General features: G+C 67.1%; 21 protein-coding genes. 16 read left to right on the top strand and 5 right to left on the bottom strand.

The features are described 5' to 3' along the window. Positions 1 to 31 precede the first annotated feature (31 nt). The 6 genes from ACFK0J_RS24940 (at position 32) to ACFK0J_RS24915 (ending at position 5,631) form a co-directional block, all read left to right on the top strand. Positions 32 to 868, top strand: a complete 837-nt coding sequence (locus ACFK0J_RS24940) for a class I SAM-dependent methyltransferase (RefSeq protein WP_378731237.1) — start codon at positions 32 to 34, stop codon at positions 866 to 868. Further along, on the top strand, positions 865 to 2,679 hold the full coding sequence (locus ACFK0J_RS24935) for a choline/carnitine O-acyltransferase (protein WP_378731235.1): 1,815 nt from the start codon (positions 865 to 867) through the stop codon (positions 2,677 to 2,679). Before ACFK0J_RS24940 ends, ACFK0J_RS24935 begins: the two co-directional genes overlap by 4 nt. A gap of 286 nt (positions 2,680 to 2,965) precedes the next feature. After that, a complete protein-coding gene (locus ACFK0J_RS24930) occupies positions 2,966 to 3,247 on the top strand; it encodes a phosphoribosyl-ATP diphosphatase (RefSeq protein WP_378720983.1) in 282 nt (93 codons plus the stop codon). A 48-nt stretch (positions 3,248 to 3,295) separates the two neighbouring features. Further along, complete coding sequence (hisG, locus tag ACFK0J_RS24925; RefSeq protein ID WP_378731234.1) at positions 3,296 to 4,147, top strand: ATP phosphoribosyltransferase; 852 nt, start codon at positions 3,296 to 3,298, stop codon at positions 4,145 to 4,147. Positions 4,148 to 4,273: 126 nt separating this feature from the next. Then, on the top strand, positions 4,274 to 4,408 hold the full coding sequence (locus ACFK0J_RS24920) for a hypothetical protein (protein WP_378731232.1): 135 nt from the start codon (positions 4,274 to 4,276) through the stop codon (positions 4,406 to 4,408). A gap of 62 nt (positions 4,409 to 4,470) precedes the next feature. After that, positions 4,471 to 5,631 carry a YeiH family protein gene (locus ACFK0J_RS24915; RefSeq protein ID WP_378731230.1) on the top strand — a complete coding sequence of 387 codons (1,161 nt, stop codon included), beginning with the start codon at positions 4,471 to 4,473 and terminating at the stop codon, positions 5,629 to 5,631. Between the two features lie 120 nt (positions 5,632 to 5,751). Here ACFK0J_RS24915 and ACFK0J_RS24910 read toward each other — a convergent pair whose 3' ends face one another. Further along, positions 5,752 to 6,663 carry a RecB family exonuclease gene (locus tag ACFK0J_RS24910; protein WP_378731228.1) on the bottom strand — a complete coding sequence of 304 codons (912 nt, stop codon included), beginning with the start codon at positions 6,661 to 6,663 and terminating at the stop codon, positions 5,752 to 5,754. 67 nt (positions 6,664 to 6,730) lie between these two features. Here ACFK0J_RS24910 and ACFK0J_RS24905 point away from each other — a divergent pair, with 67 nt between their 5' ends. Continuing rightward, positions 6,731 to 7,564: a tRNA (adenine-N1)-methyltransferase gene (locus ACFK0J_RS24905; RefSeq protein WP_218469925.1), complete on the top strand. Its 834-nt coding sequence runs from the start codon at positions 6,731 to 6,733 to the stop codon at positions 7,562 to 7,564. 49 nt (positions 7,565 to 7,613) lie between these two features. Here ACFK0J_RS24905 and ACFK0J_RS24900 read toward each other — a convergent pair whose 3' ends face one another. Continuing rightward, on the bottom strand, positions 7,614 to 8,123 hold the full coding sequence (locus ACFK0J_RS24900; protein WP_378731226.1) for a hypothetical protein: 510 nt from the start codon (positions 8,121 to 8,123) through the stop codon (positions 7,614 to 7,616). A gap of 179 nt (positions 8,124 to 8,302) precedes the next feature. On the opposite strand from ACFK0J_RS24900, the gene arc reads away from it, so the two are divergent. Continuing rightward, positions 8,303 to 10,063 carry a proteasome ATPase gene (gene arc, locus ACFK0J_RS24895; RefSeq protein WP_218469923.1) on the top strand — a complete coding sequence of 587 codons (1,761 nt, stop codon included), beginning with the start codon at positions 8,303 to 8,305 and terminating at the stop codon, positions 10,061 to 10,063. A gap of 62 nt (positions 10,064 to 10,125) precedes the next feature. Here the strand turns inward: arc and ACFK0J_RS24890 are convergent, their stop codons facing one another. Further along, a complete protein-coding gene (locus ACFK0J_RS24890) occupies positions 10,126 to 10,464 on the bottom strand; it encodes a hypothetical protein (RefSeq protein ID WP_378731224.1) in 339 nt (112 codons plus the stop codon). 166 nt (positions 10,465 to 10,630) lie between these two features. Here ACFK0J_RS24890 and ACFK0J_RS24885 point away from each other — a divergent pair, with 166 nt between their 5' ends. From ACFK0J_RS24885 to ACFK0J_RS24865, 5 genes are all read left to right on the top strand, one after another. Then, positions 10,631 to 11,890 carry a carboxylesterase/lipase family protein gene (locus ACFK0J_RS24885; RefSeq protein ID WP_378731221.1) on the top strand — a complete coding sequence of 420 codons (1,260 nt, stop codon included), beginning with the start codon at positions 10,631 to 10,633 and terminating at the stop codon, positions 11,888 to 11,890. Positions 11,891 to 11,908: 18 nt separating this feature from the next. Further along, positions 11,909 to 12,544 (top strand): TetR/AcrR family transcriptional regulator, encoded by a 636-nt coding sequence (locus ACFK0J_RS24880; protein WP_378731219.1) that lies wholly within the window; start codon positions 11,909 to 11,911, stop codon positions 12,542 to 12,544. Further along, complete coding sequence (locus tag ACFK0J_RS24875) at positions 12,537 to 14,057, top strand: glycosyltransferase family 39 protein (RefSeq protein WP_378731217.1); 1,521 nt, start codon at positions 12,537 to 12,539, stop codon at positions 14,055 to 14,057. Before ACFK0J_RS24880 ends, ACFK0J_RS24875 begins: the two co-directional genes overlap by 8 nt. Before the next feature lie 120 nt (positions 14,058 to 14,177). Next, complete coding sequence (locus ACFK0J_RS24870; RefSeq protein WP_378731215.1) at positions 14,178 to 14,924, top strand: methyltransferase domain-containing protein; 747 nt, start codon at positions 14,178 to 14,180, stop codon at positions 14,922 to 14,924. 216 nt (positions 14,925 to 15,140) lie between these two features. After that, entirely contained in the window at positions 15,141 to 17,090 is a 1,950-nt protein-coding gene (locus tag ACFK0J_RS24865; RefSeq protein WP_378731212.1) for a CocE/NonD family hydrolase, read from the top strand. Positions 17,091 to 17,199: 109 nt separating this feature from the next. On the opposite strand, the gene ACFK0J_RS24860 is transcribed toward ACFK0J_RS24865, so the two are convergent. Together ACFK0J_RS24860 and ACFK0J_RS24855 are read right to left on the bottom strand one after the other, a co-directional pair. After that, the gene (locus ACFK0J_RS24860; RefSeq protein WP_378731209.1) at positions 17,200 to 17,925 is read right to left on the bottom strand and encodes a peptidylprolyl isomerase; all 726 of its coding nucleotides are present in this window, start codon (positions 17,923 to 17,925) and stop codon (positions 17,200 to 17,202) included. 125 nt (positions 17,926 to 18,050) lie between these two features. Beyond that, the gene (locus ACFK0J_RS24855) at positions 18,051 to 19,493 is read right to left on the bottom strand and encodes a PLP-dependent aminotransferase family protein (RefSeq protein ID WP_378731207.1); all 1,443 of its coding nucleotides are present in this window, start codon (positions 19,491 to 19,493) and stop codon (positions 18,051 to 18,053) included. 235 nt (positions 19,494 to 19,728) lie between these two features. Between ACFK0J_RS24855 and ACFK0J_RS24850 the strand changes: the two genes are divergently transcribed. The 3 genes from ACFK0J_RS24850 to ACFK0J_RS24840 are packed head-to-tail and all read left to right on the top strand — an operon-like array spanning position 19,729 to position 23,087. Next, on the top strand, positions 19,729 to 20,565 hold the full coding sequence (locus ACFK0J_RS24850) for a nitrilase-related carbon-nitrogen hydrolase (protein ID WP_378731205.1): 837 nt from the start codon (positions 19,729 to 19,731) through the stop codon (positions 20,563 to 20,565). A gap of 16 nt (positions 20,566 to 20,581) precedes the next feature. Continuing rightward, positions 20,582 to 22,003, top strand: a complete 1,422-nt coding sequence (hydA, locus tag ACFK0J_RS24845; protein WP_378731203.1) for a dihydropyrimidinase — start codon at positions 20,582 to 20,584, stop codon at positions 22,001 to 22,003. A 49-nt stretch (positions 22,004 to 22,052) separates the two neighbouring features. Next, entirely contained in the window at positions 22,053 to 23,087 is a 1,035-nt protein-coding gene (locus tag ACFK0J_RS24840) for a TIGR03842 family LLM class F420-dependent oxidoreductase (RefSeq protein ID WP_378731201.1), read from the top strand. Positions 23,088 to 23,133: the final 46 nt, after the last annotated feature.

The raw sequence follows: 23,133 nt of genomic DNA, 5'->3' as shown, positions 1-23,133 counted from the left end.
GGAGAAACCGCTCGACCCGAGAGGAACGACTGTGGCAGTGCCGTTACACACGACCGGGAAAGCCTCCTTCGACGACATCTACGACCGTCCCGATCCACGCGACTACTACGCCCGCATGTCCGACCTCGACTACCGAATCCCGGAGCTCGCGAAACCCGTTTTCCAGCAACAGATTCGGGAATATCGCGCCTCGGCCCGGGTGACCACGCCCACGGTGCTCGACATCGGCTGCTCCTACGGCGTCAACGCCGCGCTGCTGCGCTTCGACACCTCCATGAAAGAACTCGCCGAGCACTACCGCACCGCGGACGGGGACCGCGCGGCCCTCATCGCCCGCGACCGCGCGGAACTCGGCACCCGAGACGAACTTCCCGACGTCCGGTTCCTCGGCATGGACGCCTCCGCGCCCGCGCTCGCCTACGCCGAGGAGACGGGACTGCTGCACGACACCGTGCACGCCGACCTGGAGTCCGGCGAACCCACCGATGCGCAGCGGGCGGTGCTGGCCACCGCCGACATCATCATCTCCACCGGCTGCGTCGGCTACGTCACCGAGAAAACCCTGGCTCGGGTGGCCACCGCGCACCCGCGTCGGCGGCCCTGGATGGCACACTTCGTGCTGCGCATGTTCGACTTCACCCCGATCGCCGCGGAACTGGCCGCGCTCGGCTACCGGACCGAACAGGCGCCCGGGCTGTTCGAACAGCGCAGGTTCGCCTCCGCGACCGAGCAGACCCAGGTGCTGAACACCCTGTCCGCCAAGGGAATCGACACCACCGACCGGGAAGCCGACGGCTGGCTCTACGCCGGCCTGTATCTATCGAGACCGTTGCCGAAGCACCACGCCGACACCGAGGACCAGCATTGACCGAACGCACCTTCGCCGCCGACGACCACCTGCCCCGGGTGCCCCTGCCGACGCTGGAGGACAGCTGCGCCCGATTCCTGCAGTGGTGCGCGCCGCTGCTGACCCCGGACGAGCTCGCCACCACCGAAGCCGCGGTCGCCGACCTGCTGCGCCAGGACGGGCCCGGTCGCAAGCTGCACGCGGCACTGGCGGAATACGACGCCACCGCGGGCGTGGGTAGCTGGCTGGATCTGTTCTGGCCGTCGCGGTACCTGGGCAGGCGCGACCGCATCGCGTTGAACGCCAACTTCTTCTTCCTCTTCCGCGACGACACCACGCTGGCCACCTCCACCGCCGCGACCCAGGTCGATCGCGCGGCCGGAATCATCTCCGCCGCAGTGGATTACAAACTGTCGCTGGACGCCGAAGCGATCCCCGCGGTGACCCAGCGCGGGCAGACGCTGTCCATGTGGCAGAACAAGTATCTGTTCTCCGAGACCCGCATCCCGGGGGTGGAGCAGGACAGCGTTCGCGTCCCGTACAGCCCGGAATGGCCGGGTCCGTCCACGGCGAAGCACGTGGTGGTCTTCTTCCGCGGCCACATGTTCCGGATGGACGCGATCGGTCCCGACGGCGCGCCGTACTCGCTGGACGACCTCGCCGACGGACTGCGAGCGGTGCTGAAGGCCGGTGCGCGGTCGACCCGAACCGATTCCGCCGTCGGGCATCTCACCACCAAGGCGCGGGCCGAATGGGCGGCGAGCAGGCAGGCGCTGCTCGCCGACCCGACCAATGCCGCGGCGCTGGACACCATCGAGACCGCGCTGTTCTGTGTCTGCCTGGAGGACTTCGCCCCGCGCGATGAGCTGCACGCCTGCGATCAGCTGCTGCACGGCGACAGCGCCAACCGGTGGTTCGACAAGTCGGTGTCGTTCATCGTCTTCGGGGACGGTCAGGCGGGCATCAACGTCGAGCACTGCGGGCTGGACGGCACCACCATCCTGTCCTTCGTGGACACCTTGCTGGAGACTCCGGCGCAGGAGCACGCCGCCCGGTCGGGGGCGAAGGCGCAGGGGATGCCCGCCGTCGAGCCGATCGACTTCGTGCTGGATGCGGCGCAGCGCAATGATATTGCCGAAGCCGGCGCCGATTTCGCTCGCTACGCCGCCGAGAATGCCACACAGACGGTCTCTTTCCCGGACTTCGGCACCACTCGCGCCAAGCAGCTCGGCATCTCACCGGATGCCTTCGCGCAGTTGAGTTATCAGCTTGCCCACCGGCGCAGCAAGGGAATCACCGGCGCCACTTACGAATCCATCGCCACCCGCCAGTACCGCAACGGCCGCACCGAGGCCATGCGGGTGGTCACCCCGGAAATGGTGGCGTTCGTGGACGCGATGCAGGACCCCGCGGTCGACCAGCAGGCCAAGCTGGTCGCCGCGCGCGCCGCGGCCGCCGCTCACGTCGAACGCGCCAAGCAGTGCCAGGCGGGCGCGGCACCCGAACAACATCTGTGGGAACTGCAGTGGATCCAACGTCGGCGCGGCGCCGAACTCGGTGTCACCGAACCGATTCCGCTGTTCGACAGCCCGGGTTGGCTGATCCTGCGGGACGACTACCTCAGCACCAGCTCGGCGCCGTCGATCAACATCCGCTACTTCGGTTTCGGCTCCACCAGCCCCCGCTGCATCGGCGTCGCCTACGTTTTGCTGCCCGACCGCTGGAACCTGTATCTGGCCACCCCGACCGCGGTCGCCGACCAGATGCACGCCTTCGCCGACCACCTGCGGACCGCCGTCGCTGATCTGGAGGCGCTGCTCGCCCAAGGCTGACTCGGCCCGACCGTCGCCGCCCGCCACGGGGCTCATGCCCGGCGCGGCCGGTGTGCCGACCGGCACCCGGTTCGCGGCCCCGCGATGTCGCGCGCCACGAGCACCGCGTGGGATGGGCCGCGGCGAGCTTCACCGTCCGGCCCATCGGGGCCGAGACGAGGTGGCACAGGGCGAACAACTCGGTCGGCGCGGCGCGAACAACCGGCCTCGGCACGCCCGGCGTGTTCGCGGTTCCGAGTGCCGCCGAAACCCGGAATGGGCCGGAGCAACGGTCCCGCACACGGGTCTGAAACAATGGCTCATCGTGAAGAACTTCGAAACCCTGTTCGCCGAGCTGCAGGAACGTGCGGTTACCCGCCCCGAGGGGTCCGGAACCGTGGCCGCGCTGGACGCCGGCGTGCATAGCCAGGGTAAGAAGGTGCTCGAGGAGGCCGGCGAGGTGTGGCTGGCCGCCGAGCACGAGAGCGACGAGTCGCTCGCCGAGGAGATCTCGCAACTGCTGTACTGGGTTCAGGTGCTGATGGTGGGTCGTGGACTGAAGCTCGAAGACGTGTACCGACATCTGTGAGGGCCGCGTCTTACTCCGCAGTTTCTCCTTCCGAAAGGACCCCATCCCATGCTGCGCGTCGCAGTCCCCAATAAAGGCGCCCTGTCCGAAGCCGCCACCTCCATCCTCAGCGAGGCCGGTTATCGCAGGCGCACCGATTCCCGCGACCTGACCGTGCTCGACCCGGCCAACCAGGTCGAATTCTTCTTCCTGCGGCCCAAGGACATCGCCATCTACGTCGGGTCCGGCGAGCTCGACCTCGGCATCACCGGCCGCGACCTCGCGCTCGATTCCAGCGCGCCGGTCAGCGAACGGCTCGCCCTGGGCTTCGGCCGCTCCACCTTCCGCTACGCCGCCCCGGCCGGGCAGCCATGGAAGGTCGAAGACCTCTACGACAAGCGCATCGCCACCTCCTACCCGAACCTGGTGCTGGCCGATCTGCAGCGGCGCGGCATCGAGGCCGAGGTGATCCGGCTGGACGGCGCGGTGGAGATCTCCATCCAGCTCGGCGTCGCCGATGCCATCGCCGACGTGGTCGGCTCCGGGCGCACGCTGCGCCAGCACAACCTGGTCGCCTTCGGCGAGTCGCTGTGCGACTCGGAGGGCGTGCTGATCGAACGCACCGGCTCGGACCAGCAGGAACGGGCCCGCAACCAGCTCATCGCCCGCATCCAGGGCGTCGTGTTCGGCCAGCAGTACATCATGCTGGACTACGACTGCCCGAAGGAGCTGCTCGATCAGGCGGTCGAGATCACCCCTGGCCTCGAGTCGCCGACGGTGTCCCCGCTCGCCGACGAGGGCTGGGTCGCGATCCGCGCGATGGTGCCGCGCAAGCAGGGCAACGAGGTGATGGACCAGCTCGCCGAGCTCGGCGCCAAGGCCATTCTGGCCTTCGATATCCGCTCCTGCCGGGCCTTCTGAGCCGGATTATCGCCGTCTGTTTTGTCTTGTATGCGTGAATTATTCACGCTGAACGCAACCGGTGCGCCTGGTGACCGGGTGTTGCTACCGTGCGGCCTCTCGATGAGGAACGCAAGGAGCACACCCGTGTCACAGACATCGCCCGAGGAACGTTCGGGTAGCAGATTCGCCTGGAGCGAGGACTGGCTGGCGGCGATCGTCGGACTGGCGCTGATCGCGTTGGTTCTACTCGGCGTGATTCCGGATTGGCTGGTGCCGTGATGCCGGATATCGAAGCGCGCGAAGGTAATACGTCCAGTAGGTCCGCTGGTGACGGTGCCGTGGTGACCGCCACGACCGAAACAGCTACCAGCGCGGGATCTTCCGCGCCGGTGAAGTCGGAAACAGCGGCATTGCAGTCGGTCTCCCGTCCCACCGTGGGTGCGGTGGTGGCGGGGATCGCGGTGGTCGTCGTGCTCGGCGCGCTGACCCGCTACTTCGACACGCAGGTGCCGCGCTGGGCGGCCGATACGCCGTTCACCAGAGTGGCGAAGTCGATCGAGTTCCCGGTGTACGCCATTGCGATCGGGTTGCTCGGCAATGTCGTCCTCGCCAAACTGGCGCTGCGCGACCGGCTTTCGGCAGGCTTCCGCACCGAGTTCTTCATCAAGACCGGGGTGGTGCTGCTCGGTGCCTCGATCAACCTGAAGATCCTGGTAACCGCGGCGGGCCCGGCGATCCTGCAGGCGCTGCTGTTGATCACCGTGGTCTTCGGCTTCACCTGGTGGCTCGGTGGACGGCTCGGGCTCGACGACAAGCTGCGTGCGCTGCTGTCCTCGGCGGTGTCGATCTGTGGCGTCAGCGCGGCCATCGCGGCGGCCGGTGCGGTGCAGGCGAAGCGGGAGCAGATCGCCTACGCGGCCTCGCTGGTGATCATCTTCGCGCTGCCGTCGATCTTCGTATTGCCCTGGCTCGCGGATGTTTTCGGACTTTCCGATGCCGTCGCGGGCGCTTGGATCGGCGGCAATATCGATACCACGGCGGCGGTCGCGGCGTCGGGCGCCATCGCGGGGGAGAAGGCGCTGCAGATCGCCACCATTGTCAAGACCACGCAGAACGCGCTGATCGGCATCGTCGCGATCGCGTTGACGGCGTACTTCACGGTGCAGGTGGAACGCGCCGCCGGTGCGGTACGGCCCTCCGCGCGGCAGTTCTGGGAACGCTTCCCCAAGTTCGTCCTGGGTTTCCTCGCCGCTTCGGTGATCGGCACGCTGTACCTGCAGTCCGTCGACAAGAAGTCCGGCACCGCCCACATCGCCATCATCAACGACCTGCGCACCTGGTTCCTGATCTTCGCCTTCGTCTCCATCGGCCTGGAGTTCTCCCTCCGCGGCCTACGCGAAGCAGGCTGGCGCCCAATAGTCGTCTTCGGCTCCGCGGTACTGGTGAACCTGCTAGTCGGCTTGGGCCTTTCGATCGTCCTCTTCCGCACCTTCACCCTCTGATCGCGCACATCTCGGCGCGGCGCGGGAGGGTTGGTGCGCGCCGGGAAGATTGCGCGGCGCGAGAATTCGTGCGCGGCAGCGGGCGTCGTGTCCGACCTGAGGTGGCGTACTGCGGACTGGTCAGTCGGCTACCGCGTCGGCCAGGGTCTCGTCTGGCGATTCGGCGGTGCCGCCGTCGGGCCAGCCGGGGTAGGGCGGTGGGGTGCCGCCGAATTCGGGGCACAGGGGTTTGTAGTCGCAGTAGGAGCAGAGCCAGCTGGTGTTGGGCTGGAAGTCGCCGGTGCGGCCTGCCTCGAGGATGGCCTGCCACAGGGCGGACAGGGTGCGCTCGAAGCGGAGTAGTTCCTCCTCGTCGGGCGCGTAGGTGAGGATCTGCTCGTCGGCCAGGTAGATCAGGCGCAGTTGGGTCGGCACGATGCCGCGGGTGCGCAGCACGACCAATGCGTAGAACTTCAGCTGGAACAGTGCCCTGGTCTCTTGGGTGGGTCCGGGAGAGCGGCCGGTCTTGTAGTCGACGACGCGCAACTGTCCGGTCGGCGCCACATCGATCCGATCGACGAAGCCGCGCAACAGAACTCCGTCATCGAGCTCGACCTCCACCCGCGCTTCCCTGGACTCCGGGTCGAAGCGCGTCGGGTCTTCCAGGCGATAGTAGGTCTGCACCAGTGCGCGCACCTCCCCGAGGAAACCGGCCAGCTCGTCGTCGGTGATCAACTCGGCCACCTCGGCCCGCTCCGCCGACACCCGCGCCCACGCGGGCACGATGAGGTCTTCCGCCTGTTGGGGCCGCCGTTCGGCCGCGGGGAGCCCGTACAGGTCCTCCAACACCGCGTGCACCACCGTGCCGCGGACCGCGTGCCGGGTCGGCGCCTCGGGAATCCGATCGATCGCCCGAAACCGGTACTTCAGCGGGCATTGCTTGAAATCTATTGCCCGCGAAGGGGACAGCGCGGGCCGCGAGCGACCCGCCGCCACACCGGGCTCGGGTGCTGGCGCACCGTCGGCAGGGGGCGTGGACACGGGCGAGCTCATACCTGGCAGGCTATCCGGCGGCACCGACACGCCGGTGCGCAACCTTCAGAGCATTGAACGGAGATTCATGACGGCCAGACGGACCGGGCCATTCACCCTCGGTGACCGGGTACAGCTGACCGATGCCAAAGGGCGCCTGTACACGGTGGTCTTGGAGGAGGGCAAGGAGTTCCACACCCACCGCGGCGGTATCAAGCACGACAGCTTGATCGGCGCCGACGAAGGGACCGTGGTGAACTCGACCAACGGCACCCCGTATCTGGCCTTGCGCCCGTTGCTGATCGACTACGTGCTGTCGATGCCGCGCGGCGCCGCCGTCATCTACCCGAAAGACGCCGCCCAGATCGTGCACGAGGGCGACATGTTCCCCGGCGCGCGGGTGTTGGAGGCCGGTGCGGGCTCCGGCGCGCTGACATGTTCGCTGTTGCGTGCCGTCGGGCCGCAGGGCGAGGTGATTTCGTACGAAATTCGCGAGGATCATGCTGAGCATGCGATTCGCAACGTCGAAACCTTCTATGGCGAACGCCCAGCAAACTGGTCGCTGACGGTGGGGGATGTCGCGGACTTCGACGGCGAGCCGGTCGACCGCGCGGTGCTGGACATGCTCGCGCCGTGGGACGCGCTGCCCGCCGTGGCAAAAGCGCTGGTGCCCGGTGGCGTGCTGATCATCTACGTCGCGACGGTCACCCAGTTGTCCAAGGTGGTGGAGGCGCTGCGGGAACAGGAGTGCTGGACCGAACCGCGCTCGTGGGAGTCGATGGTGCGCGGCTGGCACGTGGTCGGTCTCGCGGTGCGCCCCGAGCACCGCATGCAGGGCCATACGGCGTTCCTGGTGAGCGCGCGCAGGCTGGCCGAGGGCACGGTGACCCCCAAGCCGCAGCGCAGGCCCTCGAAGGGCTGACGCGTGCCGGGCCGAGGGTGCCCGCAACACCCTCGGCCGTCGCGGCGGGTCAGGCGGGAACGCAGGGCGCCTGCGCGAAGCCGAGCATCAGGCAGCCGCTCACATCCGAGAGCTTCCAGGTGCCGTCGACGTTCTCCCAGGTGAGGGGCATGGGAGGCACCGCGCCGTGCGGCGAGGTGATGGTCACCTGAGCGGTGGCCGTGTTGCCTTGCATTGTGATGTCGGCCACTGCGTAGGTCAGGGAGTAGTTGGCCAGCCCCTTGTTCATCTGATCGATGTTCGCCGTGCGCTTTTCGCCGTCGACGATGAGCTTGGTCTTCTCCGCGGTGGGTACAGCGGGGTCGGACAATTTGACGAGCACGCCCTGCAGTGTTTCGGCGGTCGGCGCCGCGACGGCGCCGGTCGCCGCCGCGCTGCTCGAGGCCACTGCGCTGGAGGAAGAGACCTTGGCATCGGATTTGTTGTCATCAGAACTACACGCCGCGAGCCCGACGGTAGCGGCGAGCGCGGTAGTAGCGATAGCAACGGAAACGCGGAGAATCCTGGCGGGAAGGAGCATATTCAGCAACCTTTCGGCTCGGTCGGCGAGTGGGCTCACCGAGTGCGGGTTAGGGGAGGCTAACATGGTCATCCGCCCGTCGATCGCAGCCCAGATGTGATCACGACGAAACCATGTCGGAAAGCGAGAACGGTTCGCGCCCGGTAGCGTTGATAGACCGGGACTGGGAGGAGCAGCACATGAGCCCCATCGAGAATTCGGATTCGGCGGCCTGGAGAGAGCTCGAGGCGGTACGCGCCGAAGCGGCTGCACTCCGCAGGCAACTCGCCGATTCGCCGGATCGTGCACGGGAATTGGAAGCCCGTATCGATTCGCTGACCATTCGCAACACCAAGCTGATGGACACACTCAAGGAAGCGCGGCAGCAGCTCGTCGCCTTGCGTGAGGAAGTCGATCGGCTCGGTCAGCCGCCGAGCGGATACGGGATCCTGATCGGGGTGTACGACGATCAGACGGTCGACGTGTTCACTTCGGGTCGCAAGATGCGGTTGACGTGTTCACCGAACATCGAGACCTCGACCCTCGAATACGGTCAGACCGTCCGCCTCAACGAGGCGCTCACGGTTGTCGAGGCCGGCATCTACGACGCGGTCGGCGAGATCGGCACGTTGCGGGAGATCCTCGACGACGGTCGCCGCGCCCTGGTCGTCGGTCATGCCGACGAGGAGCGCGTCGTCTGGCTGGCAGGCCCGCTCGGCAAGCTCGCGGAGGCCGATGATCTGGAAGACCCCGACTACCCGATTCGCAAACTGCGCCCCGGTGATTCGCTGCTGGTGGACACCAAGGCCGGGTTCGCGTTCGAGCGCATCCCCAAGGCCGAGGTCGAAGACCTTGTGCTGGAAGAGGTTCCGGACGTCGACTACGGCGACATCGGTGGTCTCGGTCGGCAGATCGAGCAGATCCGCGATGCCGTGGAATTGCCCTTCCTGCACAAGGATCTGTTCCGCGAGTACGCGCTGCGCCCGCCCAAGGGTGTGTTGCTCTACGGTCCGCCCGGCTGCGGTAAGACGCTCATCGCCAAGGCGGTGGCCAACTCACTGGCCAAGAAGATCGCCGAGGCGCGTGGTGAGGATGCCAAGGAAGCCAAGTCGTTCTTCCTGAACATCAAGGGCCCCGAGCTGCTGAACAAGTTCGTCGGCGAGACCGAGCGTCATATTCGGATCATCTTCCAGCGGGCACGCGAGAAGGCGTCCGAGGGTACGCCGGTGATCGTGTTCTTCGACGAGATGGATTCCATCTTCCGCACCCGTGGTTCGGGCGTGTCCTCCGATGTGGAGACCACGGTCGTGCCGCAGCTGCTGTCGGAGATCGACGGCGTCGAGGGCCTCGAGAACGTCATCGTGATCGGTGCCTCCAACCGCGAGGACATGATCGACCCGGCCATCCTGCGGCCAGGCCGGTTGGACGTGAAGATCAAGATCGAGCGGCCCGACGCGGAGTCGGCACAGGACATCTTCTCCAAGTACCTCACGGAGACGCTGCCACTGCACGCCGACGACGTCGCCGAGTTCGGTGGCGACAAGGCGCTGTGCATCCGCGCGATGATCGAACGGGTCGTCGACCGGATGTACGCCGAGAGCGAGGACAACCGCTTCCTGGAAGTCACCTACGCCAACGGTGACAAGGAAGTCCTGTACTTCAAGGACTTCAACTCCGGCGCCATGATCCAGAACATCGTGGACCGGGCCAAGAAGTACGCCATCAAGGCCGTGCTCGACACCGGCAACCCCGGCCTGCGCATCCAGCATCTCTACGATTCGATCGTGGACGAGTTCGCCGAGAACGAGGACCTGCCCAACACCACGAATCCCGATGACTGGGCTCGCATTTCGGGCAAGAAGGGCGAGCGGATCGTCTACATCCGCACCTTGGTCACCGGCAAGAACGCCAGCGCCAGCAGGGCGATCGACACCGAGTCCAACACCGGCCAGTACCTGTAAGGTCCACAGCCGAACAAAAGGCCGCGCTTCCCTTGGGAGCGCGGCCTTTTCGTGTTGCCTGCTCAGCGCAGGCGGACGTCGGTGAGGATGCCGAGGCCCATATTGGGGTAGCCGCCGATGCAGGGGACGGTGACGCCCTGGGAGAGGTTGCCGAAGGCCCACTGGTGGTAGGGGCCAAGGCCGGGGCCGAAGCCGTAGGTGAGGTAGGGGCCGACGCAGGTGATGTCGACGATGCCCCAGCGGGCGGGGTCGGCCGCGCAGGTCACGGTGGCACTGGTGAGTTGCCGGTCGAAGGTGCAGTCCTGGGCGCTTGCGGTGCCGGTGCTGCCGAGGACCGTGACCGCCGCGGCGCCGAGGGTGACGCCGAGGGCCGCGATCATGCCGCGTTGGCGCATCATCATGTACTCCTCCTAGGTTGGAATCACCTGAGCATGGCGGCTGGTGGCAGGCGCGGCGTCCTCCGAACGGAGGATCTTGCCGGTGTAGTTCGGTGACCGAACCCGTTGTGACGGGTCGGGGAGTGACGCGTGGTGGCTCGGTGGACCTGCGCGGGGCAGACTCGGACGCATGACCAGTGAGCTCAATCGTTCGATGATCGTCGAGACCGCTGCGGGCAAGGTGCGCGGCGTGGCCGACGGTCCGGTGACCGTCTTCCGCGGCATTCCGTACGCGCAGGCGGCGCGCTTCGGCGCACCGCAGCCGGTGCGGCCATGGCACGATGTGCGCGACGCCACCGAATTCGGTCCGGCCGCACCGCAATTGCCGTCGCGGCTGGAACGGGTGATGGGGCCGTTCGAGGTGCCGCAGGCGGAGGATTGCCTCTCGTTGAACGTGTGGGCGCCGCCGGGAACGGGTCATCCGGTGCTCGTCTTTCTGCATGGCGGTGGATTCTCCAGTGGCGCAGGCCGACTCGACTGGTATGACGGGGCAGAGTTCGCGGCACAGGGCGACGTTGTCGTGGTGACGGTGAACTACCGGCTCGGTGCGCTCGGGTTCCTTCGGTTGCCGGGGGTGAGTGACGGCAACCTGGGTCTGCTCGACCAGATCGCCGCGCTGACCTGGGTGCGGGACAACATCGCCGCGTTCGGCGGTGACCCGAGCCGGGTGACCGCGGCGGGCCAGTCGGCGGGCGCGATCTCGCTGGTGGCGATCTTGTCGGGGGAGCAGGGTAGTGGGCTGTTCCAGCAGGCGATTCTGCAGAGCGCACCGCTCGGCATGCTCCCCGCGACGCCGGATGAGGCCGCGCGGACCGGCGCGATGTTGTTGCGGGAGTTGGGCATCGAGGCGGAGCAGCTCGACGAGGTGCCGGTCGGTGCGTTGCTGGCCGCGCAATTGGCTGTCGCGGGCCGAGCGGCCGCACCCTCGCGGGTGATACCGCCTTTTCAACTGGTGGGAGATGGGCGGGTGGTTGCCGCCGACCCGGTGGACACGGTGCGCAGGCGCGCGGACGGTATGCGGATCCTGCTGGGCACGACGCGGGACGAGGCGGCAGCGTTCTTCTCCGACGATTGGACCGCGATGCAAACGGTCTCGGAGCAGTTGTTCCGCGCGCCCACCCGGCAATTGGGCGAGTCGCTCCTAGAGCACGGCGGCAAGGCCTGGTGCTACGAGTTCGACTGGCATCCCGAGAACAGCGAGTTCGGTGCGTGCCACTGTCTCGAACTGCCCTTCCTGCTCGGTAGCGCGGCGGCGTGGCAACAGGCGCCGATGCTCGGCGGCGAGCGGCCGCAGCGACTGGTCGACGAGATGCGCCGCAGCTGGATCGGATTCATCAAGGACGGCGATCCGGGTTGGGAGCAGGGCAGCACCAAGCACTTCACTGGCTGATCGTGCTAAAATCTGGCCATGCGGTCAGAAAATGATTCGGGTGGCCAACCGAGGTCGTTCATCGAGGAGGCGCGGCGTCGCCAGATCATCGCGTCCGCGGTGGAGGTGATCTCCGAAGTCGGCTACGGCAATGCGTCGCTGGCGCGGATCGCCGAGCATGCCGGGATCTCCAAGGGTGTCATCTCCTACCACTTCGCGGGCAAGGACGACCTGATGACACAGCTGGTGATTCAGCTGTACGTGTCGGCCGCGGAGTACATCGGGCCGAAGGTCGGTGCGGCGGTCGGTCCGCGAAACATGTTGCTGGCCTACATCGAATCGAATCTGGGCTTCGTCGACGCGAACCGGAACTATGTCGCGGCGCTGATGGACGTGGTGATGAATCTGCGTGACGCGCAGGGACATCCACGGTTCGCCTCCGCCGACGGGGAACGGGAGATCATCGAGCCGCTGATCCAGATTCTGCTCGAGGGGCAGCAGGCGGGGGATTTCGGTGAGTTCGACGCGGAGCTGATGGCCAAGTCGATACGGGACGCGATCGACGGTGCGGCCGGTCGCGCCGTCCGCGGCGAAGACTTCGCCATGGACGCGTACGCGGTGCACGTGTGCCGCTTGTTCGATGTGGCGACCCGGAAGGTGGGCAACGATGACTAGTGCGGTGGGAACCGCTGTGCCGCAGGCTGATACCCGAGATCCGCTGCCTCCCTTCGCGCTGGCCGGGGTGGGCGCGATCGCCGTTGTCGCCGCCGTCGCGTTGTTCGCGTCACTGGGCCGGTACGGATTCTTCGGCGACGAACTGTATTTCATCTCCGCGGGGCGTCGACTTGCCTTCGGGTACGCCGATCAGGGTCCGCTGGTGCCCGCCATCGCGCGGCTGATGGACCTGATCGCACCGGGATCGCTGGTGGCGCTGCGCATTCCGGCGGCGCTGGTCACTGTCGCCGCCGTACTGCTCAGTGCGCAGATAGCCAGAGAGTTCGGCGGTTCACGCGGCGCACAGGTGCTGACCGCTGCCGCTTACGCCACGTCGCCATTCCTGTTGGTGCAGGGAACCCAGTTGGCTACCAACACCATCGACACAGCGTTGTGGGTGCTGATCAGCTGGCTGCTCATCCGCTGGGTGCGGACCCGGCAGGACTCACTGCTGCTGTGGGCGTCGCTGGCCACCGCGCTGGATATGCAGGTGAAATGGTTGATCCCGTTCTTCTGGATGGCGGTCGCGATCGGCGTTCTGTGCTTCGGTCCGCGTGATCTGCTGCGGCGTCCCGTGCTGTGGCTGGGTGCGGCGCTGGTCGTTGTCGTGACGTTGCCGAGCTTGGTCTGGCAGGCGACCCACGACTGGCCGCAACTACGGCTCGGGGCGCAGATCGCCGAGGAACAGGCCACGGTCGGCGGCCGCTACACCTGGCTGCCCTTCGCCGTGGCGGCCGCGGGCGTGCTCGGTGGGGTACTGCTGATCTACGGCATCGTGACGCTGTTTCGGTGGGAACCGTTGCGTCCGTGGCGATTCCTCGCCCTCGTCCCGCTGCTCCTCGCCGTCGCCTTCATCGCCACCGACGGTAGGTCGTACTATGCCGCCGGGTGCTACGCCGCCGTCATCGCCGCGGGCGCGGTCCGCTGGGCTCAGCATCCCCCGCGCTGGCGGAAAATCCTCACCATCGCGCTGATCGTGGTGTCCGTTGCGGTCGTCGCGTACTCGACGCCCTGGCAGTCCGAGGCGGACATCGCCCCGCCGAAGGACGAGGTCGAGGCCGGACTCGGCCTCACCGTCTACGGCAGATTCGGCTGGCCCGAACTCGCCGATGCCACCGCCACCGCCTACCTGTCCCTCCCCGAATCCACCCGTGCCGATACCGTCGTCATTACCGACTCCTATTGGCAGGCAAGCGCACTCGACGTCTACCGCACCCGCTACGGCCTCCCCGCCAGCTACAGCCCCAACCGCGGCTTCGGCTACTTCGGCACCCCACCCGACTCCGCAACCACCGTCCTATGGGTCGGCAACGACCCCGCCGACGTCGCCCCCCTCTTCGCCTCGATAACTCCCATCGGCCGCGCCGACGCCCGCCTAGGCTTCCCCGGCGCCACCCGCGACGTCACCATCTGGCGCTGCGACCAACCCCACGCCCCCTGGTCCCAAACCTGGCCCAACCTGCTCCGCCTGTGAGGACGTCTGCGCCTCAGGGTTGGACTTGGCTGCTGAACCTTATCGGCGCTCGATCGATACCGAGCGGGCGAGGGGGAAATCGGGTCGCGGGCCGGGGGTGGTCTCTGACACTCTTCGATCATGGTCGACAGGGTGTTCGATGAGGTGCGGCTTGCTGCGTTGTACGACAGCTTCAGTCCGTGGGAGGGGCGGGGGGATTTCACGTTCTACCTGCCGTTGGTGATGGGGGCGCGGTCGGTGCTGGATGTCGGGTGTGGGACGGGGGCGTTGCTGCGGCGGGCGCGGGTGGACGGGCACAGCGGTCGGTTGTGTGGGGTGGACCCGGCTCGGGGGATGTTGGAGGTGGCGCGGGAACGGGGCGATATCGAGTGGGTGCTCGGGGATGCGGGGGCGATACGGGGGTGGGACCGTCAGTTCGACTTGGTGGTGATGACCGGTCATGCGTTCCAAGTCCTCGTCGGCGACGATGAACTGCGGACCACCTTGGCGGTAATTGCGGCGGCCTTGACCGACGCCGGTAGTTTCGCGTTCGAAACCCGCAATCCGGCTGTGCGGGAATGGGAGACGTGGCATCGGCGGTACTCGGGGGAGGTGTCGGACGAGGCGGGCGCGGTGGTGCGATGCGTGTGCCGGGTCGCGGAGCCGATCGAGGGCGACCTGGTGTCGTTCACGCACACCTTCACCAGCGACAGCTGGGACGAGACCGAGGTCAGTCACACGACACTGCGGTTCCTCGACGCGGGCGCGCTGGCTACCTTCCTGGCCGACGCGGGCCTGGTCGTCGCAGAGCAGTTCGGGGATTGGGATCGCAGTCCGTTGACGGCGTCCAGCCCGGAAATCATCACCGTCGCGCGCCGCGCCGGGTGACCGGTTGTCCAATTCGGCTTGTCCTCGCCGGGCATCATCGGCACCGACCACGTCGGCGACCGCGACACGCCCGGCGAGTCGGAGTGGGTGTCGGGAGCGCAATTCATGGGAGGTATGTTCGTGTTCTTGATAGCATCGGCTCGACGGAGGCGTTCTCTCACCGCTGGGTGGCACGCGTCGAGTGTCCGGTAGCGCCTCTCCGGGAGGTGTATCAGCTTGTCCGGTCAGGGTATTGGCATCGGTCGCTGGCTTACCGCAGTGGTGTGCGTCGGCGTGTTGGTCGGCGGATGTACGTCGAGTTCCGACACCGATGACGCGGCGACCACGCAGACGGGAATCCCGGGGCAGGTGGGGGCTTGGCCGCCGAAAGAGGGGCGGGGGAAATGCGAAGTCGAGAAAGAGACCGATGTCCCGGGCGCGATGCGGGACGGGACGATACTGCGGGCGGATGTGTATCGGCCCAAGACCAGTGACCCCGTTCCGGTCATCCTGATGCGCACGCAGTACGGGAAATCCGCTGCGCAGGTACAACCTTCGCGCTACCAGACGCCGGACTGGTTCGCCTCGCACTGCTATCTCGTGGTGATTCAAGACATTCGCGGGATCGGAAAGTCGGACGGGACGTTCACCGAGTTCGACAACGACCTGAAGGACGGGTACGACTCCGTCGAGTGGGCGGCCCAATTGCCCGGCACGAACGGCAAAGTGGGAATGTACGGCTCGTCGTACATCGGCGCGACCCAGTGGCTCGCCGCGGTCGAGACCCCACCGCATTTGACCACCATCGTCCCGGCCAACACCTCATCGGACTACTACGACGGCTGGACCTACGAGGGCGGCCAGTTCCGCCTCGGCTTCGTCGAACCGTGGGCGGTGAGCACCATCGGACTCGCCGCGGCCGAGCACCGCCGCGACACCGCGGCAGTGGAGCAGATCCGCGAGGCCATGCAGAACGCTACCGCGTGGATGAATTTCCGTCCGTACAAAGACTTTCCGCCGCTGCAACCGAATAATCCGGCGGTCGCGCCGTGGTACTTCGACTGGATCCGCAACTCGACCTACAACGACTATTGGAAGAAGTGGAGCATCCGCGAGCGCTACCCGAACGTGAAGGTGCCGGTGCTCGACATGCAGGGCTGGTACGACTCGTTCCTGGCCGGCGGCATCGAGAACTTCACCGGCATGGTCGACAAGGGCGGGACGCCGGAAGCGCGGCAGAATCAGCGACTGGTGATCGGCCCATGGGACCACCTCGGTTGGGGGCGGCCCACGTCGACGATCGCTCCCGAACTGGATCAGCTCGGCCCGGTGGGCAACAGTCCGATCAACGAACTGATGCTGGCCTGGTACGACCACTTCCTCAAGGGCGTCGACAACGGCGTCTCGGGTCAGCCGCGGGTCGACTACTACGTGATGGGCGCCAACCGATGGAAGTCGGCGCCGAGCTGGCCGCTGCCGCAAACCCAGTGGAAGACTTACTATTTCAGCGGCGACGGCGAGAACGGCGGCGCGGGCCGCACCGGCAAACTGGTGGAGCAGGCACCGACCGGACCGGCCGAACCCGACCGCTACCGCTACGACCCCACCGACCCGGCGCCCAGCGTCGGCGGCCATTCCTGCTGCGGGGTGGGCACCGGGCCGCAGGGACCGTTCGATCAGGCCGCGGTGGAACAGCGCACGGACGTACTCACCTACGACACCGAACCGCTGGGCACCGACACCGAACTCACCGGCCCGATCACGGTGAAGCTGTGGGCCGCCTCGACGGCCGTCGACACCGACTTCGTCGCACGCCTGGAAGTGCTCGCCCCCGACGGTTCGGCGATCAACCTCAACAACGGCATTCTGCGCACCGCGTTCCGCGACTCGCTCAGTAACCCCACCCCGATCGTGCCGGGCCAGCCCTACCAGTTCACCATCAAGATCTGGCCGACCAGCTATCAATTCAAGGCGGGCGACCGGATCCGAATCGCGTTGTCCAGCAGCGACTATCCGCAATACGCCCCGAACCCCAACACCGGCGAACCCTTCGGCGAGAGCACCCGCACCGAAATAGCCACCCAGTCCATCTACAAGGACCCCGAACACCCCTCCTCGGTAACCGTCCCCATCATCCCCGCCGGGGACAAAGGCGCCACCTCGTTCGACCTGACCCCGCACAAATAAATCGCGAGCGGCACATCACGGTGCGCGATGTCTGCCGCAGCCAGGTGCCACTCGACGTCTGGATAGACCGATGGCGGCGTCGGCGACGCCGCCATCGGCGGTTATCGGATCAGTTCTGGACGGTGGTGGCCGAGTTGATGACTACGTCGTTTCGGGGGGCACCGTCGGGGCTGCCGTCCTGCGTGCCCGCGGCGGCGATGGATTCGAGGACGTCCATGCCTGCCGCGATGCGGCCGAACGGGGTGTAGCTCGGGGGCAGCGGGCTGTCTTTGTAGACGAGGAAGAACTGGCTGCCGTTGGTGTTCGGGCCCGCGTTCGCCATCGCGACGGTGCCCGCCGGGTAGGTGGCCCCCGCCAGGTTCTCGTCCGCGATCTGGTAACCGGGACCGCCCATGCCGGTGGCGGTGGGGTCACCGCATTGCAGGACGAAGATGCCGTCGGTGGTGATCCGGTGGCACTTGGTGTGGTCGAAGTAGCGCTCGCCGGACAAGAAGGCGAACGAGTTGACCGTCTGCGGCGCCTTCGGTTCGAGGGCGATTTGGATTGCCCCACAGGTGGTGTCGAGGGTGGCGGTGTACGTGGCACCGGGCTGGGTCACCTGAGCAGGCGCCGGATAGTCGGTGCGGGAGGCGGGTGCGCCTGCCGGTGCGTTGCACTGCGCGGGCGCCTGTGTGCGCGCACTCCACGAATCGGCCGAAACACCGCCGGTCGCGAACGCCGCCAGCGCCGCGGCAACCGCCGCCACGCCGACCACTCGTAGCACTCCTCGCGGCACCCCGAGCCGCCACCCACGCTTGCTGTTGTCGAACTGCCGCCCCTGCACTTCGCTGCTCACCGCTAGGAATCTCCTTCATTCGGATTGCGCACCGGACGATGCCGTGCCGAATCATTCCATCTCCCGGCCTACCGTGGGCTGGGACCGCCTCGATCACTGCGAAATCCACACTCACCGCGGCCGGATCAGCTGCGGCGGATCCGGCGGTAGGTGGGGGCGGCGGTGGTCGCGGCGGCGAGTTCGGTGGCGAGCCAGTCGAGATCGGGATCGGTGACGGGGGAGATGGTGATGCGGAGGTGATCGGTGGGCGGGTGCTCGCCGACGACAAAGGGGCCGCCGGGTGCGGCTTTGATACCCGCCGCGGCCAGCGAGATCATCGCGGCGTTCTCGTCGGCGACCGGCAGCCACAGGTTGATGCCGTCACCGCGCGCGACGGCGACACCGCGCCGGGCCAGTGCGCGCCGGAGTTCGGCGGAGCGCCTGCGGTATTCGGCGCGTGCGGTGGTGACGGCGTGTACCGCGTTCTCGTCGTCGAGCATGCTCAGCAGGACGCGCTGCAGCAGTCTGCTGGTCCAGCCCGCGCCGAGCATGCGGCGTTCGATGACGGGATCGAGCAGGTCGGCCGGGCCGCCCGCGACGGCGAGGCGCAGGTCGGCGCCGTGCGATTTGGAGTAGGAGCGGATGTGCACGGTGCGCCGGGGAAGTCTGCCGCCGAGCGAACGCAATGGGGCGGCGGCGATTCCGGCGGAGTGGTCGTCCTCGATGACTAGGGTGCCGGTGTCCTGGAGGATGTCGGACAGTTCGCGGATGCGCCGGGCGGTGATGGAGACGCCGGTGGGATTCTGGCCGCGCGGTTGCAGGATGAGCGCGGTGGCCCCCTGTTCGGTGACGGCACGGGCGAGTTCGTCCGGCAGTAAGCCGGATTCGTCCATCCGGACCGGGATGGGCCGGGCGCCCAGACCGGCGAGCAGGTCGAGAAACGGTGGGAAACAGGGATCTTCGACCGCCACCGCGTCGCCGAGCCGAACGTGCGCGGAGAGTAGTCGGTCGACGGCGTCCAGCGCGCCGTCGAGTACGGCGAGCCGTTCGGCGCGAAACGGCCAGTCGGCCCGGACTTTCGCGGCCAGTTCCGGCAGTACCGCCTCGCCGAGGTAGTCGGCGGCGAGGTCGCTCGCCCCGTCCTTGGTGAGGTCGCGCAGTGCGGCACCGAGGTCGGGCAGCAGCTCGGGGTCGGGGGTGCCACGGGACAGGTCGATGCGAAAGGCGCTGTAGGACGGCGGATGCAGCCGCTGATAGCGTCCGACGGCGCTGGCGGGCCTGGTGGCGACGGGTGCGCCGACGAAGGTGCCCGCCCGCCCGCGCGCCACGATCGCCCCGGCCGCGGCGAGCGCCCGCCACGCCTGGTTCACCGTCGCGGGCGAGACCTTCAGCTCGCGGGCAACCTCACGAACTGTCGGCAGCCGGGAGCCGGGCGTCAACGCCCCCGAACGAATCTGCCGACTGACCGCCGCGGCGATTCCGGCGGGTGTCCGGTCGTCCAAGTCCGCGATGAACTGGCCCGATCCATTGCCGGGGACGGTGGCTTCGTCTGCGGTTGCGCACTGTGTTGTCACAGGCTCGATGGTCACAGCTGCGCCTCGCCAGCACCCGAGGCGGCCCTGGTCTTTGCCTGTTGTGGCAGGTGAGGGGCATACGGAGGCGTCATGCCCAGGGGTGCCGCGTCTCCGGTTCGCTCGCTCACACCGTCATTCTGCGTCGGGCGCGGGGCCAGGACTATGGCCTGCCGCAAGGTTTACGGCTACGAAACTGTTTCCGCATTCTTGTAACACAACCGAATTGGTTCGGAGTGAAGTATAACAAAGCATGGGAATCGTTCGAGCGGCGCTCGTCCAGACGAACTGGACCGGCGACAAAGAGTCCATGATCAAAGCGCATGAGGATTACGCGCGGCAGGCCGCCGCGCAGGGCGCGAAGGTGATCTGCTTCCAGGAGTTGTTCTACGGCCCGTACTTCTGCCAATTACAGGACACGAAGTTCTACGAGTACGCGGAGTCGGTGCCGGGTCCGACGACGGACCGATTCGCCGCGCTGGCACAGGAATTGGGCATGGTGATGGTCCTGCCGGTGTACGAGCAGGAGCAGCCGGGCCTGCTGTACAACACGGCGGCCGTGATCGACGCCGACGGTACGTACCTCGGCAAGTACCGCAAGCACCACATTCCGCACGTCAACGGCTTCTGGGAGAAGTTCTACTTCCGGCCGGGCAATCTCGGCTGGCCGGTGTTCGACACCGCCGTCGGCAAGGTCGGCGTCTACATCTGTTACGACCGGCACTTCCCGGAGGGTTGGCGCGCATTGGGCCTGGCAGGTGCGGAAATCGTGTTCAATCCGTCCGCCACCTCGCGTGGCCTGTCGGGTTATCTGTGGAAGCTGGAGCAGCCCGCGTCCGCGGTGGCCAACGAGTACTACATCGGCGCGATCAACCGCGTCGGCATCGAGGAGTACGGCGACGACGACTTCTACGGCACCAGCTACTTCGTCGACCCGGAGGGCAAGTTCGTCGGCGACGTCGCCTCGGACATCGACCCCGAACTGGTGGTCCGCGACCTCGACCTGGATCTGATCAAGGTGGTACGCGACCGGTGGGCCTTCTACCGCGACCGCCGACCGGACGCCTATGGTCCGCTGGTGGCGCCCTGAGGCCGGTGACGAGCACATGACACTGACATTCATCCATGGCGGCACGGTGGTCTCGGCCACCGGTTCGCAACCGCTCGATGTGCTGGTGGACGGCGAAACCATTGTCGCCGTCCTGCAACCCGGCGCCACTGCCCTCGGCGCGGACCTCACGGCCACCGCCGAGGTGGTCATCGACGCGACCGGCAAGTACGTGATTCCCGGTGGCGTGGACGGACATACGCATATGCAGATGCCGTTCGGCGGCACCGAGGCGTCCGACACCTTCGAGACCGGCACCCGCGCCGCCGCCTGGGGCGGCACCACCACGATCGTCGATTTCGTGGTGCAGAAGCCGGGGGAGCGGGTGCAGGACACCCTCGGTGCGTGGCATCAGAAGGCCGCGGGGAAGTGCGCGGTCGACTACGGCTTCCACCAGATCATCGGCGAGGTCGACGACGAATCCCTCAAGGGGATGAGCGAACTGGTGTCCGAGGGCGTCACCAGCTTCAAGCTGTTCATGGCCTACCCCGGCGTCTTCTACTCCACCGACGGCCAGATCCTGCGCGCCATGCAGTCGGCGGGCGACCTCGGCGCACTGCTGATGATGCACGCGGAGAACGGGATCGCCATCGACGTGCTGGTCGAGCAAGCCATCGCCCGCGGCGACACCGCGCCGTATTTCCACGGCACCAGTCGCCCATGGCAATTGGAGGAGGAGGCCACCCACCGCGCGATCATGCTGGCGCAGGTGACCGGTGCGCCGCTGTATGTGGTGCATGTGTCGGCGAAGCAGGCATTGGAACAGATCGCCACCGCACGGGGCAACGGCCAGAACGTCTTCGGTGAGACCTGCCCGCAGTACCTGTACCTGTCGCTCGAAGAGCAGTTGGGCGCACCAGGTTTCGAGGGCGCGAAGTGGGTCTGCTCGACGCCGCTGCGGTCCAGGGCCGAGGGCCATCAGGACGAGCTGTGGCGCTACCTGCGCACCGGTGACGTCACCGCGGTCAGCACCGACCACTGCCCGTTCTGCATGAAGGACCAGAAGGAAATGGGCATCGGCGATTTCAGCAAGATCCCGAACGGGATCGGCGGCGTCGAGCACCGGATGGACCTGATGTTCCAGGGCGTCAAAAGCGGTCAGATCTCGTTGGAGCGCTGGGTAGAGGTGTGCTGCACCACGCCCGCCAGGATGTTCGGCATGTACCCGCGCAAGGGCGTGATCAGTCCGGGCGCGGACGCCGACATCGTGATCTATGACCCCAACGGGCACACCAGCATCGGTGTCGGCAAGACGCACCACATGAACATGGACTACTCGGCCTACGAGGGCTTCGAGATCGACGGTCACGTCGACACCGTGCTGTCGCGGGGCCGGGTGGTCATCGACGACGGCAAGTACCTGGGTAGTGCCGGGCACGGCCGGTTCGTCAAACGCGCACTGTCGCAGAACCTGATCTGACCGCACAGCTGCCGCACAGCTGTATCCGACTTCGAACGGAGAGTGCCGCATGGACATCGGTGTGGTGCTGCAATGCACACCTCCCGCCTCCAGGGTGGTCGAACTGGCCAGACAGGCCGAGACACATGGTTTCTCGCACGTCTGGACCTTCGACTCGCACCTGCTGTGGCAGGAGCCCTACGTCATTTACAGCCAAATCCTCGCCGCCACCCGTAAAATCGTGGTCGGCCCGATGGTGACCAACCCGGCCACCCGCGACTGGACGGTGACCGCGTCGACCTTCGCGACGCTGAACGACATGTTCGGCAACCGCACCGTGTGCGGTATCGGACGCGGTGACTCGGCGGTGCGCACGCTGGGCGGCAAACCGACCACCCTGGCCACCCTGCGCGAAGCCATCGAGGTGATCAGGGAACTCGGCAACGGCCGCAGCGCCCAGGTGGGTGACACGATCGTGCGGTTCCCGTGGGCCGCCGATTCTCGGCTGGAGGTCTGGATGGCGGGGTACGGCCCGCGCGCCTTGGATCTCACCGGGGAGGTCGCCGACGGCTTCATCCTGCAACTGGCCGATCCGGATATCGCCGCGTGGACCATCGCCCGGGTCCGGGCCGCCGCTGAACGCGCCGGCCGCGATCCGGCGTCGGTGAAAATCTGTGTCGCCGCACCGGCGTACGTCACCGACGGCTCGGATACCGCACTGGCCCATGCTCGCGAGCAGTGCCGCTGGTTCGGCGGCATGGTCGGCAACCACGTGGCCGATATCGTGGCGAAATACGGTACGGGCAGCGACGTTCCGGCCGCGCTCACCGAGTACATCGCGGGCAGGCAGGGTTACGACTACAACCAGCACGGGCGCGCGGGCAACACGCACGCCGAGTTCGTGCCCGACACCATCGTGGACCGCTTCTGCCTGCTCGGCACCCCCGACGACCAACTGACCCGATTGCGGGAACTGGAAAAGCTCGGCGTCGACCAATTCGCGGTCTACCTACAGCACGACGCGAAAACCGCAACCCTGGAAGCCTACGGCGAATCGGTCCTACCCCGCCTCGCCCAGCCCGTCACCGCGACGGAGGGCGTTTGATGGCGCACCGGCCGCCCGGTGCGCTCCGGCCGCCCGCGCCGCGCAT

It is taken from the genome of Nocardia brasiliensis, assembly GCF_042691675.1.
In the GTDB taxonomy this organism is placed as follows: domain Bacteria; phylum Actinomycetota; class Actinomycetes; order Mycobacteriales; family Mycobacteriaceae; genus Nocardia; species Nocardia brasiliensis_D.
This window is presented reverse-complemented; position numbering and strand designations above follow the sequence as displayed.

Coding starts and splice junctions, on each gene's coding strand:
- ACFK0J_RS24890 (WP_378731224.1), bottom strand. CDS start 10,464: ATGATGATGCGCCAACGCGGCATGATCGCGGCCCTCGGCGTCACCCTC.
- ACFK0J_RS24840 (WP_378731201.1), top strand. CDS start 22,053: ATGGACATCGGTGTGGTGCTGCAATGCACACCTCCCGCCTCCAGGGTG.
- ACFK0J_RS24910 (WP_378731228.1), bottom strand. CDS start 6,663: ATGAGCTCGCCCGTGTCCACGCCCCCTGCCGACGGTGCGCCAGCACCC.
- hisG (WP_378731234.1), top strand. CDS start 3,296: ATGCTGCGCGTCGCAGTCCCCAATAAAGGCGCCCTGTCCGAAGCCGCC.
- ACFK0J_RS24905 (WP_218469925.1), top strand. CDS start 6,731: ATGACGGCCAGACGGACCGGGCCATTCACCCTCGGTGACCGGGTACAG.
- hydA (WP_378731203.1), top strand. CDS start 20,582: ATGACACTGACATTCATCCATGGCGGCACGGTGGTCTCGGCCACCGGT.
- ACFK0J_RS24875 (WP_378731217.1), top strand. CDS start 12,537: ATGACTAGTGCGGTGGGAACCGCTGTGCCGCAGGCTGATACCCGAGAT.
- ACFK0J_RS24870 (WP_378731215.1), top strand. CDS start 14,178: ATGGTCGACAGGGTGTTCGATGAGGTGCGGCTTGCTGCGTTGTACGAC.
- ACFK0J_RS24885 (WP_378731221.1), top strand. CDS start 10,631: ATGACCAGTGAGCTCAATCGTTCGATGATCGTCGAGACCGCTGCGGGC.
- ACFK0J_RS24880 (WP_378731219.1), top strand. CDS start 11,909: ATGCGGTCAGAAAATGATTCGGGTGGCCAACCGAGGTCGTTCATCGAG.
- ACFK0J_RS24900 (WP_378731226.1), bottom strand. CDS start 8,123: ATGCTCCTTCCCGCCAGGATTCTCCGCGTTTCCGTTGCTATCGCTACT.
- arc (WP_218469923.1), top strand. CDS start 8,303: ATGAGCCCCATCGAGAATTCGGATTCGGCGGCCTGGAGAGAGCTCGAG.
- ACFK0J_RS24850 (WP_378731205.1), top strand. CDS start 19,729: ATGGGAATCGTTCGAGCGGCGCTCGTCCAGACGAACTGGACCGGCGAC.